Origin of the sequence: Pseudomonas serbica (assembly GCF_028823535.1) — a bacterium.
In the GTDB taxonomy this organism is placed as follows: domain Bacteria; phylum Pseudomonadota; class Gammaproteobacteria; order Pseudomonadales; family Pseudomonadaceae; genus Aquipseudomonas; species Aquipseudomonas serbica.
Genome location: NZ_JAQIYM010000012.1, coordinates 168,133 through 180,782 on the forward strand (window position 1 = coordinate 168,133; position 12,650 = coordinate 180,782).

Here is a 12,650-nt window from a genome sequence, read left to right on the forward strand (position 1 = left end):
GATGAACCTGTCCCCTCTCAATCGCCGGCGCTTCGAACTGTTCAAGGCCAACAAACGCGGCTGGTGGTCGTTGTGGCTGTTCCTGATCCTGTTCGGCGCCAGCCTCGGCGCCGAGTTGATCGCCAACGACAAACCGTTGGTGGTGCACTACGACAACGGCTGGTACTTCCCGGCGCTCAAGCGTTACCCGGAGACCACCTTCGGCGGCGAATTCCCGCTGGAGGCCAACTACAAGAGCCCGTATATCCGCGAACTGCTCAAGGCCAAGGACGCCTGGGTGCTTTGGGCGCCGATTCCCTACAGCTACCAGAGCATCAACTACGACCTGAAAGTGCCAGCCCCCGCGCCACCCTCGACCGACAATCTGCTGGGCACCGATGACCAGGGCCGCGATGTGCTGGCCCGGGTGATCTACGGCTTCCGGGTTTCCGTGTTGTTCGCCCTGACACTGACCCTGCTCAGCTCACTGATCGGTGTGATTGCCGGGGCGCTGCAGGGTTTCTACGGGGGTTGGGTGGATCTGGCCGGGCAGCGTTTCCTGGAGATCTGGTCGGGTTTGCCGGTGCTGTACCTGCTGATCATCCTCGCCAGTTTCGTGCAGCCGAACTTCTGGTGGCTGCTGGGGATCATGCTGCTGTTTTCCTGGATGAGCCTGGTGGACGTGGTGCGCGCCGAGTTCCTGCGCGGGCGCAACCTCGAATACGTACGTGCGGCCCGGGCGCTGGGCATGCAGAATGGCACGATCATGTTCCGCCACATCCTGCCCAATGCCATGGTCTCGACCATGACCTTCATGCCGTTCATCCTGACCGGCGCCATCGGCACCCTGACCGCCCTGGACTTCCTCGGCTTCGGCTTGCCGGCCGGCAGCCCGTCCCTGGGTGAACTGGTGGCCCAGGGCAAATCCAACCTGCAGGCGCCGTGGCTGGGCATGAGCGCGTTTGCCGTGCTGGCGTTGATGTTGAGTCTGCTGGTGTTCATCGGCGAGTCCGCTCGCGATGCCTTCGACCCGAGGAAGTGAAATGAATCAGGACAATCTGATCGAAGTGCGCGACCTGGCCGTCGAATTTGTCGTTGGCGAGCGTTGCCAGCGGGTGGTAGAAGGCGTCAGCTTCGACATCAAGCGTGGCGAAACCCTGGCGCTGGTGGGTGAAAGCGGTTCCGGCAAATCGGTGACCGCGCACTCGATCCTGCGCCTGCTGCCCTACCCACTCGCCCGGCACCCGTCGGGGACCATCGAGTATTCCGGGCAGAACCTGCTGGAGCTGAAAGAAAAAACCATCCGCCACATCCGTGGCAACCGGATCGCGATGATCTTCCAGGAGCCGATGACCTCGCTCAATCCACTGCACTCGATCGAGAAACAGATCAACGAGGTGCTGGGCATCCACAAGGGCCTGGTCGGCAAAGTCGCGACCAAGCGCACCCTGGAGCTGCTGGAGATGGTCGGCATTCCCGAGCCGGAAAAACGTCTCAAGGCCCTGCCCCACGAATTGTCCGGTGGCCAGCGCCAGCGGGTGATGATCGCCATGGCCCTGGCCAACGAGCCGGAACTGTTGATTGCCGACGAGCCGACCACCGCGCTGGACGTGACCGTCCAGCTGAAAATCCTCGAATTGCTCAAGGAACTGCAGGCCCGGCTGGGCATGGCATTGCTGCTGATCAGCCACGATTTGAACCTGGTTAAAAGAATTGCGCATCGCGTATGTGTCATGCAGCGCGGTTGCATCGTCGAACAGGCATCGTGTGAAGAATTGTTCCGCGCGCCGCAGCACCCGTACACTCGGGAACTGCTGGCAGCGGAGCCCAGCGGCAAGCCCGCGACCAATGTCGTCGGCCCGCCTTTGCTGGCGGTCGAGGACCTGAAAGTCTGGTTCCCGATCAAGAAAGGCTTGCTGAAAAAGACCGTGGACCACGTCAAGGCGGTAGACGGCATCAATTTCAGCCTGCCCCAGGGCCAGACCCTGGGGATTGTGGGCGAAAGCGGTTCCGGTAAATCCACGCTGGGCCTGGCGATCTTGCGGTTGATCGGCAGTACAGGCGGCATCCGTTTTGAAGGCAAGCAGCTAGACTGCCTGACGCAGCAGCAGGTTCGTCCGCTGCGGCGGCAGATGCAGGTGGTGTTCCAGGACCCCTTCGGCAGCCTGAGCCCGCGCATGTGCGTAAGCCAGATCGTCGGCGAAGGCCTGCGGATCCACAAGATGGGCACCGCCGAGGAACAGGAAGCGGCGATAATTGCAGCATTGAAGGAGGTAGGCCTGGACCCGGAAACCCGGAACCGCTACCCCCACGAATTTTCCGGTGGGCAACGGCAGAGAATCGCCATTGCCCGGGCACTGGTACTAAAACCGGCGTTGATACTGCTGGACGAGCCGACTTCGGCCCTCGACCGCACCGTGCAACGCCAAGTGGTCGAGCTGTTGCGATCACTGCAAAGCAAGTACAACCTGACGTATCTGTTCATCAGCCATGACCTGGCTGTCGTCAAGGCGCTGAGCCACCAGCTGATGGTGGTCAAGCATGGCCAAGTGGTCGAACAGGGAGACGCGCAAAGCATTTTTGCCGCCCCCCAACATCCGTATACACAGCAGTTGCTGGAAGCCGCCTTTTTGGCACCAGCCACTGCGCAATAACCTGAAAAGAGGAGCAACACATGGGTTTTCTCGCCGGTAAGCGCGTACTGATCGTCGGTGTCGCCAGCAAGCTGTCCATCGCATCCGGCATCGCTGCCGCCATGCATCGCGAGGGCGCTGAGCTTGCCTTCACTTATCAGAACGACAAACTCAAGGGTCGTGTCGAAGAGTTCGCCCAAGGCTGGGGCTCGAGCCCTGAGCTGTGCTTCCCGTGCGACGTGGCCAGCGATGAAGAAATCGCCAAGGTCTTCGAAGCACTGAGCAAGAAGTGGGACGGCCTGGACTGCATCGTGCACTCCGTAGGCTTCGCCCCGGGCGACCAACTGGACGGCGACTTCACCGAAGCCACCACCCGTGAAGGTTTCCGCATTGCCCACGACATCAGCGCCTACAGCTTCGTGGCCCTGGCCAAGGCCGGCCGCGAAATGATGAAAGGCCGCAACGGCAGCCTGCTGACCCTGTCGTACCTGGGCGCCGAGCGCACCATGCCGAACTACAACGTGATGGGCATGGCCAAGGCTTCCCTGGAAGCTGGCGTACGTTACCTGGCCGGCTCCCTGGGCCCGGACGGCACCCGCGTGAACTGCGTATCGGCCGGCCCGATCCGCACCCTCGCCGCTTCCGGCATCAAGAACTTCCGCAAGATGCTGGCCGCCAACGAAGCGCAAACCCCGCTGCGTCGCAATGTCACCATCGAAGAAGTCGGCAACGCCGGCGCCTTCCTGTGCTCGGACCTGGCGTCCGGCATCAGCGGCGAAATCATGTACGTGGACGGTGGCTTCAACACCACGGCCATGGGCAACCTCGAAGAGTGATCTTCGGTTAGCCACTAAAAAACCCGCCTTTTCAGGCGGGTTTTTAATGCCTGTGATATCAACAGCGCCAAATACTTCCTGGGCTCCTCGATTAAAGCCGGATCCCAAGGACATAAGGCCTGCGAGTGTCGACAACTGCAGCGAGCACACGTTGCTGATCATTTTGCAGATGCAGGTTATAGAGAAGGGATGGCCTATCGTGAACGACAATCCCCTGGCTGCCAAAAGCCGGATCAGGAGTACCATCAGGCAAAATACGCAACCAGAAAGCCCAAGTCTCAAACCCCACCCAACCACCAACGACAATACTTTTATCGGATTGCACTAATACTGATTCGCAACTCACAAAGTAGCGGGGAACATCGGCGGGAACATCGATGTTGAGGGATTTGCCCTTATTGAACGTCGGCGAACAAGCGCCATCGGGGGTTAATCTGGAGATGCTCGCAACATACCCCTCCCCAGCCAAAAGGTAATGGCCGACACCCGTAACACCGTCTTGGTCAACGATCATGTTATGAATTGTCCTATCCTTCTCCGACTCCCACATACCTGACCGCCCAAAAGATGGATCAAGACGTCCATCCGGGAAATACCTGGCAACCGCCGCGCTCAATTGGTCAGGATCCTTTCGCTCGACATTACCACCCACCAGAATTTTACCATCGGCACTGATGGCCACGGCTTGACCTTGAGATAGCTGATCGTCGAAGCGGACGTCGATGAATCCTTGTCCACCAAACTCAAGATCGAAATCACCATCAGGCAGCAGACGATAAAGAACGGTTTTTTTATCACCGGCCTTAACCGAGCTACTCACCAGCAGCAATATCTTTGCGTCTGCCTGCAAACAACCAGAGAGTCCAACAATGGTATCTGTTCCAGGCAGGATTTTGTTACCAAAAACCAGATCAGGACTACCGTTCTCGTTAAATCTCGTCAAGGCTGGCTTGCGCCGTCCAGGATCAGGTGGAGCGATCTTGTTTAGCCGTTGTTCCAGTCCTTCAGGAAGTTGGTTCCTTCTTTCCACAAGCAGTCTCTGCCACAACTTCACGGATCACGGAGAAAAGATCGGGCGTGGTTACATGAAGGACTATTGCCTACGTAGCGCTGGTTTGGCACCTGTATAAAATGACAACTTTAGTGTCTCAATACGCCGTATTAGTATCTTTACCGGCCACACTTCGTCTGCGGTCTCAAATTGGACTCGGACAAATTTGGTATTTGTGTTCAGCCATCCATTTGTATCAGGCATTGCGCGAACAGCTGTTGGATCGGCTGTGTGCGCTGGCTATAACGAATAAAGGTTTTCAGTTCCCGTAGCATAACGGTTCCAGTTGATAGAAATAGTTTGAGCTCGACGCAAGAATTATCGTCTTTCAATCAAAAATCACGGAGCTAAACTCGGTCTGTATCCACAGTCGAGGCACATCCGATGCAACTCTCTCCTTTTCACTTGGCCATCCCGGTCTACGACCTGACGGCCGCTCGGAATTTCTATGGCCATGTGTTCGGCCTCGAAGAAGGTCGCTCCAGCGATCATTGGGTCGATTTCAACTTTTTCGGCCATCAGCTGGTCATTCACCTGGCGCCGAAAAACGCCTCTCAAGAAGCGGCACACACCAACGCTGTCGACGGTCATGACGTGCCTGTGCCGCATTTCGGCGTGGTGTTGGGGATGGCGGAGTGGGAAGCGTTGGCCGAGCGGCTGAAGGCATTGGAGACGCGTTTTGTGATCGAGCCGGGGATTCGCTTTCAGGGGCTGGTGGGTGAACAGGCGACGATGTTTCTGTTCGATCCGTGCGGGAATGCGCTGGAATTCAAGGCGTTCAAGGATATTGGGCAGCTGTTTGCCAAATGAGTGGCGACTCAATAGGCCCGTCAATCAACGCTGAACTAATGACCCAGCGCTTTTTCAACCTCAACCAGCAGCTCTTCAGCCGAACCATGAACTGTCGGGTCATGCTCGATCTGCCCGATACTGAAACGAATCTCATACCCGCGATGCGCAGTGGCCATGCGTTCATCGAGCATTTCCTCAAGCCGCGCCTTGACCGTCGCGATGTCCACGCCGCCAGAGCCTGTGAGCAAGGCCACGAAGGTTGCACCCTCCAGCCGCCCGATCACATCGCTTTCCCGAAAACCAATACGCAGCACGTCGGCAAAGGTTTTCAGTGCCTTGTCACCTTCGGTGCGACCAAAAAGGTAATTGATGCGCTTGAACTCGTCGAGATTGAAGAACAGCAGCGTCGCCGGTCTGCCCAGATCATTGCAGGCCTCCAGGCCCAATTGAGCCAGGGCGATGAAACCGTGCCGGTTGGGCAGCAGCGTCATCTCGTCCATGCTCGCCATCTGCACCCCGATCAGCTCCTGCTCGGCCTTGCGGGCGAGATCGCGCAGCAGCTCGCGCTCCTGTTGTGGCGTCCCTGCACGTACACCTGGTTTGTGCGGTTTGCCTGAAATCAGCATCACATACTCCATGGGTGGGTATGTTGTTTAGAGTCCTCGATACCGGGTTTGACTCCCTGTTTACGGGCCGTTGGTCAGCTACCCGCCACCGGGCACGGCCCACCGGCGTCCGCCCAGAGCTTGAATTGGGTTACAAAAATGTCGTGGGGAACCGGCACCGGTGCGCGATTACCGCCCGGATTCCAGCCCCACAGCACCAGCTTGTCCTCGCTGACATGCTTGATCAGCGCGGCGAAATCGCGGTCGCCATTGCCCGCACGATCCTTGATCATGCTGCACAACATGTCCGGTGGCAGGCCGATCCAGGCCATTTTGTGCGCCGCCGGTGGCAGGCCCCAATGGGGAGCACCCGGCGGCGCATTGGCGCCGTAACTGGCCGGAGGGTTGGCCTCGGCATGGCAACTGGCGCAAGGCAGACCCGCCGCGCCCTTGCCGTCCATGCCACGCACGACGTTCATCGCGTGGGGTATGCCGGCATTGAACTGCAACGGCGCGTCGCCGGGAATGTGGCAATTCTGGCAACGCGGGCTCTGGAAGACTTTCTGAACAGTATCGAACGCCTTCAAGGCTTCCCGGTCTTCGGCGAAGAGCTCTGTCGCATAGATGAACAGGCAGATCAGCAGGACTGAACCGAGCACCCAATGATGTCGCCTCATCTCGCTTTTCATCTCACACCCCCGACAATTGCAGCGGCAGCTCACGCAGACGCTGGCCGGTCAGGGCGTACACCGCGTTGGCCACTGCCGGCGCCGTAGGCGGCACGCCCACCTCACCGATGCCGCCGGGTTTCTCGCTGCTGGGCAGGATATGCACTTCAACCAACGGCATCTCGTTGAGCCGCAGCACCTGGTAATCGTGGTAGTTGGATTGCACCACCCTGCCGTCCTTGATCGTCAGTTTGCTGTGCAAGGTGAAGCCCAGGCCGAAGGTGATGCACGACTCCATTTGCGCCGCGATGCTCTGCGGATTGACCGCAATCCCGCAGTCCACCGCACACACCACCCGATGCACACGGATCGCCAGGTTGTCCTGGGAAACTTCGGCGACCTGCGCCACATAGCTGCCAAATGACTCATGCACCGCCACGCCCAGGGCATGGCCGTCCGGCAATGGCGCTTTCCAGTTAGCCTTCTCGACCGCCAGGTTCAACACGCCAAGATGCCGCGGATGCGCCTTGAGCAAGGTCCGTCGATATTCCACCGGGTCCTTGCCTGCCGCCGCGGCCAGCTCGTCGATCAGCGATTCCATGACGAAGGCGGTGTGGGTATGCCCCACCGAACGCAGCCACAACACGCTGATCCCGGTCTTGGGCGAATGCAGTTCCACCTGATGATTGGCCATTCCCTGCAGATAGGGACTGTCCGCTACGCCCTCCACGGACGTCTTGTCGATGCCGTTCTTGACCATGGCGGCTTCGAGCGAGGTGCCGGCCATGATCGATTGTCCGACCAGCACGTGCTTCCACGCCAGCGGCAGGCCATCAGCGCCCAGGCCGACTCGCGCCTGGTGCAGGAACGCCGAGCGGTAATAGCCGCCACGGATGTCATCCTCCCGTGCCCACACGGTTTTCACCGGCCCGCCCGCGGCTTTGGCGACCTGCACCGCTTCGGCGACGAAGTCTGAAGTCGGGTTGGCTCGCCGGCCGAAACCGCCGCCGAGGAACTCGGTATGGATCTGCACCTGCTCGGGTTTGAGCCCGGTGATCTTGCCGGCGATCATCTGGTCCAGGGTCTGAAACTGCGTACCGGTCCAGATCTCGCATTTGTCCTGGGTGATGCTCACGGTGCAGTTGAGCGGTTCCATTGGCGCATGGGCCAGGTAAGGCACGCTGTACTCGACGTCGATTGTCCTGGTCGCCTTGGCCAGCGCAGCCTGGGCATCGCCGGCCTGGCTGGCGGGCAGCCCGGGCGTGGCGGCGAGCTTGCGAAATTCCTCGAGCAATTGCTCACTGTCGAGCCCGCTGTTCGGCCCCAGGTCCCACTCGACGTGCAGCGCATCGCGCCCCAGTTTCGCCGCCCAATAGTGATCGGCGATCACCGCCACGCCGGTCGGCACCTGCACCACTTTGTGCACGCCGGGTATCGCCAGCGCCTCGGCGCCTTCAAAGGATTTGACGCTGCCGCCGAACACGGGCGAGCGAGCGACCATCGCGGTCATCAGGCCGTCGAACTGCACGTCCATGCCGAATTTGGCGCGACCGGTGATTTTCTCCGGGGTATCCAGGCGCTTGGTGGGTTTGCCGATGATCTTCCAGTCCTTGGCTTCCTTGAGCTTGATCGACGCCGGGTCCGGCACTGGCAGCTTGCCGGCGTCATCGGCCAGTTCGCCATAGGTGGCGTGCTGGTCGCCGGCAATCACCACCCCCGACTCGGTGCGAATCGCCGAGGGCGCGACGTTGAAGCGCTTGGCCGCGGCCTCGACCAGCAGCAAGCGTGCCGCTGCACCGGCCTGGCGATAACGGTCGAACTCCATCCAGGTCGAGGTCGAGCCACCGGTGATCTGCATGCCGCCGAAGCCCGCCAGGCCGTAATCGGTGGCCGACGCCGGTGCGTGTTCGACGCGGATTTTCGACCAGTCGGCGTCCAGTTCTTCGGCGATCAGCATGGTCAAGCCGGTCCAGATGCCCTGGCCCATTTCCGAATGGCCGAGCAACACCGTGACGCTGTTGTCATTGCCGATGCGCAGGAAGGCATTGGGGGCGAACACATTGCCCTGGTTCTCCGCGCCCAGGGCAAAACGATGGGCCCCGGGGATGACAAACGCCACCACCAGCCCGCCGCCCAGCACGGCACTGCCCTTGAGAAAACCACGACGCGACAGCGGATCGATGCTGTTCATGGCCATCAACCCAGTTGGGCCGCGCGCTTGACCGCGGCGCGGATTCTTGGATAGGTGCCGCAACGACAGATATTGCCTGACAGCGCCTGGTCGATATCGCTGTCGGTCGGTTGCGGAATCTTCGCCAACAAGGCCGCCGCCGACATGATCTGCCCGGACTGGCAGTAACCGCACTGCACCACGTCGAGTTCGGCCCAGGCCTGCTGCACCGGGTGCGAACCATCGGTAGACAGGCCTTCGATGGTGAGGATTTTCTGCCCATGGGCCACGGCCGTGGCGGGCGTGATACAGGAGCGCGAAGGCGTGCCGTCGATGTGCACAGTGCAGGCACCGCACTGGGCCATGCCACAGCCAAACTTGGTGCCGGTCAGGTGCGCGACATCGCGCAGGACCCAGAGCAGCGGCATGTCCGCGGGGACATCCAGCTCCTGGTCCTTGCCATTGATGTTCAGGGTCAGCATTGCGAAGGTCCTCAGACGCACGGGGTCCTGAAGTGGGCGCCGCTGTGGCGATCAAGAACCTACGCGCGCCTTGGGGTTATCCCTACAGCTAAGCGCAAATTGCCAGGCAGGCCGGGGTGTATCGACCACCGGTCACTAAACCCGCCCGATTTGCCGATAAAGGCGTCCATCTCTCGCCGCCGCCCCCGATCCACTGTAGGAGCTGGCTTGCCAGCGAAGAGGCCAGAAAGCCCGGTGCAATATTCGAGGACGCCTTCGCCGGCAAGCCGGCTCCTACAGGTCCGAGGCGACCACGGGTTCAACGCCCTGCGCAACATAGTGTAGGAGCCGGCTTGCTGCGGGCGGCGTTCCGACAATGGGGCCGCGGGCTCCTACACCCGGGGCCTTAGCAAAATTGAGGTGTAGCCCACCAGAAACAACCCAAACGCAACACACCAAAACAACGCCGACACCCCCACCCCCAATCCGGAGAACGGCACCAGCAACACCCGCGCCCCCCCTGCGATCAACACCAGGGCAAACCCCGTGACGATGGCTTTCGACGGCTGCAGCACCCGACCGGTATGCCCAAGACTCACCCGGGCGATCATCGCCAGAATCAACCCGCCAATGCCGCCCACCGCCAGCGAGTGGGTGGCCAGGCTCTGTTGTGGCATCAGGCCGGCGTGCCACAGCGCCATGGCAAACACCGCCACCACCAGCCAGGTATACGACAGATAAAGCGACCACAACAGCGGCACGCGCCAGAGGCCGCGGTCATGCCAGCGCCAGAGGCGTAGCAGGTGCAGACTGCCGATCAACACAAACAACGCCGCCAGCCAGGGTCTGGGCTGGTCATTCAAACCGGCGGCAAACGTCAGCGCGGCCAGCAACCCGCTCACCAGCAGCACCCGGGTGGGCAATGGATTGGCCGCAGGCGTTGCGGAACGATTCAAGCCGCGCTGGATGAAGAACGGGATTACTCGCCCGCCAATCACGCTCATCAGCGCGCCGACCAGCCACAAGGCCGCCAACACACCACGCCGCTGCAAACCCGCGTCATCGGCCCAGAGTCCCCACAACGTCATGACCTGGCAGCCGGCCAGCAAGGTGATCATCAGCAGGATCGGATAGTTGTCGCGCTTGCCAGCGGCCACCAGGTCACGCCCCAGCGCCCAGGCCAGCAACGGCAAAAAAGGCAACTGCACAAGCAGCAACCCTGCAGGAGCTATCGGCAGCACCCAGGCCAGTCGCGCGAGCAGCCAGACCAGCACCAGCCCGATCAGCGGCCAGCCCTTGAGCCCCGGGCGAGCGGTCCAGTTCGGCACCGCCGTCAGCAGGAAGCCGGCGATGATGGCCGCGGCGAACCCGAACGGCATTTCGTGCCGGTGCCAGGCGAGCATGCCGCCCACCGGATGCGCGCCGGGCAAGCGGCCGTATAACCACAGGGCCCAGATCGCCACCGCCACAGCGGCAAACGCGGCACCCGCGAGAAAGAACGGGCGAAAGCCGAGACTGAAGACCGGAGCAGCAGCCAGTTTGCGCATCATGCCAGCGCCACACGTTGAGGTTTACTCAACCGGTGCTGGGCCAGCAGGCGCATGACGTAGCCGATCTTCAACAGGGTCGGCCCGACGATGGTCATGGCGTGCAACGACACCAGCGCCATGATCGACAGATAACCGGCATACAGGTAGGCGCCGTAGATGCCTGCGAGCAACATCGCCAGGCCAACGCCGAGCACGCGAGTGGAAAGGTGCAAGACTTTCTGGGGATTGCAGAAGAAGTGGAACATTTCCCGTACTCCTGAAGCAGTTCAGTTGTACGTTGGCTGTATCAAGTGTCGTGCCAGATATTTGCCCCTTGCAAATCAGCCATCTGAGCCTGTACGGGTCATAACGACTCGCACCCAACAGAGTCAATATGACCCACAAGGCAGTCACTTCGACAACACCCTGCAGGAAATCCTTACACACTCGGCGATCTACGGCACGGCCAGACTGCCTCAGGCTAGCTACGCTGATAGTCCAGCATGCCAAAACCTGCCAAGGAGACCCGCCATGCTACATATGCAAAAACTCACACCTTGCCTCTGGTTCGATGGTCAGGCCGAAGAGGCCGCAAAGTTTTACTGTGCGATCTTCGATCACGCGAAAATCACCGCCATCACTCACTACGGCGATGCCGGGAAGGAGTTCCACGGCCGGGAAGTCGGTTCGGTCATGACGGTCAGTTTCGAACTCGATGGGCAGACGTTCACGGGTCTTAACGGTGGCCCGAACTTCACCTTCAACGAAGCGATCTCGTTCCAGGTCAACTGCCAGACCCAGGAAGAAGTCGACCACTTCTGGGGACGCCTGTCCGCCGGCGGGCCGGTCGAGGCCCAGCAATGCGGCTGGTTGAAGGATAAATTCGGCGTGTCCTGGCAAATCGTCCCGGTAGCGATGATGGAGATGATCAAGGACCCCGACACGATAAAATCCCAGCGCGCCATGCTGGCGATGATGCACATGAAAAAACTTGATATCGCCGAACTGCAACGAGCCTTCAACGGCGAGAGCTAATACACTGTGGCTGACCAGCCAAGGATTGACCATGAAGTTCGCAACGCCCAGGGACACCGACAAGGCCCCGCGCTTCTGGCGCGATGACGCCCTGCCTTTCATCGAAGCCCGCTCCATCGCCGACGGGCGCGAGGTCTGTTACACCCGGCATGCCCACGAGCACTTTTCCATCGGTGCGATCACCGCCGGGCGCAGCACCTATGTCCATGAGCACTCGCACTTCGAGGTGTGTGCCGGCACGGTGGTGCTGATGAACCCCGGTGATGTCCACGCCTGCAATCCGATCGACGATCAGCCCTGGTCGTACCTGATGCTGTATGTCGACACCGCCTGGCTCACCGACTTGCAGCATCAGCTCGGGTTCAGTAACGACCTGGCGTTTCGCCGGTTCGCGGTCACCCATACCGCGGCCCCTGATCTGTTCGTTGGCTTGAAGGCGTTGTATCAGGTGCTGGTCGATGGGCAGCAAGACGTATTGCACAAGCAGAGCGCCGCGGTGGAGTTTTTCACCGAGGTGCAGCTTGGACTGAACCCGGCCGAACAACCGCTTCGCGAGCCCAACTTCAAGCTCGAGCGCGCCGCCGATTTCATCCGCGAGCACTGCACGCAAATGCTCAAGCTCGAAGACATCTGCGAAGCAGCGCAGTTGTCGTCGTCCTACCTGATCCGCGCCTTCAAGCAGCATTACGGCATGACGCCCCACGCCTTCCTGGTCAACCGGCGCATCCAGTTCGCCCGGGATCAATTGCGCAATGGCAAGCTGATCGCCGACGTGGCGCTGGAAGCGGGGTTTGCCGATCAGGCGCATTTTCAACGGGCGTTCAAGCAGCATCTGGCGGCAACGCCAGGGCAGTATCGCGGTTAAGCCACACTGCTATCTTCCGGCCGGCT

The 12,650-nt window shown here is 60.6% G+C and carries 13 protein-coding genes; 6 read left to right on the forward strand and 7 right to left on the reverse strand.

The window, feature by feature from the left end:
• The first annotated feature begins 1 nt into the window (after position 1).
• From NQL71_RS20810 to fabI, 3 genes are read left to right on the forward strand one after another with little or no spacing between them, the layout of a single operon-like run.
• A complete protein-coding gene (locus NQL71_RS20810) occupies positions 2 to 1,021 on the forward strand; it encodes an ABC transporter permease (protein ID WP_274643191.1) in 1,020 nt (339 codons plus the stop codon).
• Position 1,022: 1 nt separating this feature from the next.
• The gene (locus NQL71_RS20815) at positions 1,023 to 2,633 is read left to right on the forward strand and encodes an ABC transporter ATP-binding protein (RefSeq protein ID WP_046818046.1); all 1,611 of its coding nucleotides are present in this window, start codon (positions 1,023 to 1,025) and stop codon (positions 2,631 to 2,633) included.
• A 20-nt stretch (positions 2,634 to 2,653) separates the two neighbouring features.
• On the forward strand, positions 2,654 to 3,448 hold the full coding sequence (gene fabI / locus NQL71_RS20820) for an enoyl-ACP reductase FabI (RefSeq protein ID WP_025213267.1): 795 nt from the start codon (positions 2,654 to 2,656) through the stop codon (positions 3,446 to 3,448).
• A gap of 91 nt (positions 3,449 to 3,539) precedes the next feature.
• Here the strand turns inward: fabI and NQL71_RS20825 are convergent, their stop codons facing one another.
• The gene (locus NQL71_RS20825; RefSeq protein ID WP_274643192.1) at positions 3,540 to 4,478 is read right to left on the reverse strand and encodes a hypothetical protein; all 939 of its coding nucleotides are present in this window, start codon (positions 4,476 to 4,478) and stop codon (positions 3,540 to 3,542) included.
• A 405-nt stretch (positions 4,479 to 4,883) separates the two neighbouring features.
• Between NQL71_RS20825 and NQL71_RS20830 the strand changes: the two genes are divergently transcribed.
• Positions 4,884 to 5,309: a VOC family protein gene (locus tag NQL71_RS20830; protein ID WP_046818044.1), complete on the forward strand. Its 426-nt coding sequence runs from the start codon at positions 4,884 to 4,886 to the stop codon at positions 5,307 to 5,309.
• Positions 5,310 to 5,344: 35 nt separating this feature from the next.
• On the opposite strand, the gene NQL71_RS20835 is transcribed toward NQL71_RS20830, so the two are convergent.
• From NQL71_RS20835 to NQL71_RS20860, 6 genes are all read right to left on the reverse strand, one after another.
• A complete protein-coding gene (locus tag NQL71_RS20835; RefSeq protein ID WP_274643193.1) occupies positions 5,345 to 5,917 on the reverse strand; it encodes a GGDEF domain-containing protein in 573 nt (190 codons plus the stop codon).
• A gap of 74 nt (positions 5,918 to 5,991) precedes the next feature.
• Positions 5,992 to 6,573, reverse strand: a complete 582-nt coding sequence (locus NQL71_RS20840; protein WP_274643194.1) for a hypothetical protein — start codon at positions 6,571 to 6,573, stop codon at positions 5,992 to 5,994.
• A gap of 13 nt (positions 6,574 to 6,586) precedes the next feature.
• On the reverse strand, positions 6,587 to 8,755 hold the full coding sequence (locus tag NQL71_RS20845; RefSeq protein ID WP_274643195.1) for a xanthine dehydrogenase family protein molybdopterin-binding subunit: 2,169 nt from the start codon (positions 8,753 to 8,755) through the stop codon (positions 6,587 to 6,589).
• A 5-nt stretch (positions 8,756 to 8,760) separates the two neighbouring features.
• Complete coding sequence (locus tag NQL71_RS20850; protein ID WP_166620175.1) at positions 8,761 to 9,216, reverse strand: (2Fe-2S)-binding protein; 456 nt, start codon at positions 9,214 to 9,216, stop codon at positions 8,761 to 8,763.
• Between the two features lie 371 nt (positions 9,217 to 9,587).
• Positions 9,588 to 10,742: an NnrS family protein gene (locus NQL71_RS20855; protein ID WP_077183894.1), complete on the reverse strand. Its 1,155-nt coding sequence runs from the start codon at positions 10,740 to 10,742 to the stop codon at positions 9,588 to 9,590.
• Positions 10,742 to 10,990 carry a hypothetical protein gene (locus NQL71_RS20860; RefSeq protein WP_046815650.1) on the reverse strand — a complete coding sequence of 83 codons (249 nt, stop codon included), beginning with the start codon at positions 10,988 to 10,990 and terminating at the stop codon, positions 10,742 to 10,744. Before NQL71_RS20860 ends, NQL71_RS20855 begins: the two co-directional genes overlap by 1 nt.
• Positions 10,991 to 11,255: 265 nt before the next feature.
• On the opposite strand from NQL71_RS20860, the gene NQL71_RS20865 reads away from it, so the two are divergent.
• Both NQL71_RS20865 and NQL71_RS20870 read left to right on the forward strand, forming a co-directional pair.
• On the forward strand, positions 11,256 to 11,759 hold the full coding sequence (locus NQL71_RS20865; protein ID WP_274643196.1) for a VOC family protein: 504 nt from the start codon (positions 11,256 to 11,258) through the stop codon (positions 11,757 to 11,759).
• A 31-nt stretch (positions 11,760 to 11,790) separates the two neighbouring features.
• Positions 11,791 to 12,624 carry a helix-turn-helix transcriptional regulator gene (locus NQL71_RS20870; RefSeq protein WP_248687742.1) on the forward strand — a complete coding sequence of 278 codons (834 nt, stop codon included), beginning with the start codon at positions 11,791 to 11,793 and terminating at the stop codon, positions 12,622 to 12,624.
• Positions 12,625 to 12,650 lie beyond the last annotated feature (26 nt).

What these genes read in the sequence shown, in the direction of transcription:
- NQL71_RS20835 (WP_274643193.1), bottom strand. Translation starts at nt 5,917, where the DNA reads ATGCTGATTTCAGGCAAACCGCACAAACCAGGTGTACGTGCAGGGACG.
- NQL71_RS20815 (WP_046818046.1), top strand. Translation starts at nt 1,023, where the DNA reads ATGAATCAGGACAATCTGATCGAAGTGCGCGACCTGGCCGTCGAATTT.
- NQL71_RS20865 (WP_274643196.1), top strand. Translation starts at nt 11,256, where the DNA reads ATGCTACATATGCAAAAACTCACACCTTGCCTCTGGTTCGATGGTCAG.
- NQL71_RS20810 (WP_274643191.1), top strand. Translation starts at nt 2, where the DNA reads ATGAACCTGTCCCCTCTCAATCGCCGGCGCTTCGAACTGTTCAAGGCC.
- NQL71_RS20850 (WP_166620175.1), bottom strand. Translation starts at nt 9,216, where the DNA reads ATGCTGACCCTGAACATCAATGGCAAGGACCAGGAGCTGGATGTCCCC.
- NQL71_RS20845 (WP_274643195.1), bottom strand. Translation starts at nt 8,755, where the DNA reads ATGAACAGCATCGATCCGCTGTCGCGTCGTGGTTTTCTCAAGGGCAGT.
- fabI (WP_025213267.1), top strand. Translation starts at nt 2,654, where the DNA reads ATGGGTTTTCTCGCCGGTAAGCGCGTACTGATCGTCGGTGTCGCCAGC.
- NQL71_RS20860 (WP_046815650.1), bottom strand. Translation starts at nt 10,990, where the DNA reads ATGTTCCACTTCTTCTGCAATCCCCAGAAAGTCTTGCACCTTTCCACT.
- NQL71_RS20840 (WP_274643194.1), bottom strand. Translation starts at nt 6,573, where the DNA reads ATGAGGCGACATCATTGGGTGCTCGGTTCAGTCCTGCTGATCTGCCTG.
- NQL71_RS20830 (WP_046818044.1), top strand. Translation starts at nt 4,884, where the DNA reads ATGCAACTCTCTCCTTTTCACTTGGCCATCCCGGTCTACGACCTGACG.
- NQL71_RS20855 (WP_077183894.1), bottom strand. Translation starts at nt 10,742, where the DNA reads ATGCGCAAACTGGCTGCTGCTCCGGTCTTCAGTCTCGGCTTTCGCCCG.
- NQL71_RS20870 (WP_248687742.1), top strand. Translation starts at nt 11,791, where the DNA reads ATGAAGTTCGCAACGCCCAGGGACACCGACAAGGCCCCGCGCTTCTGG.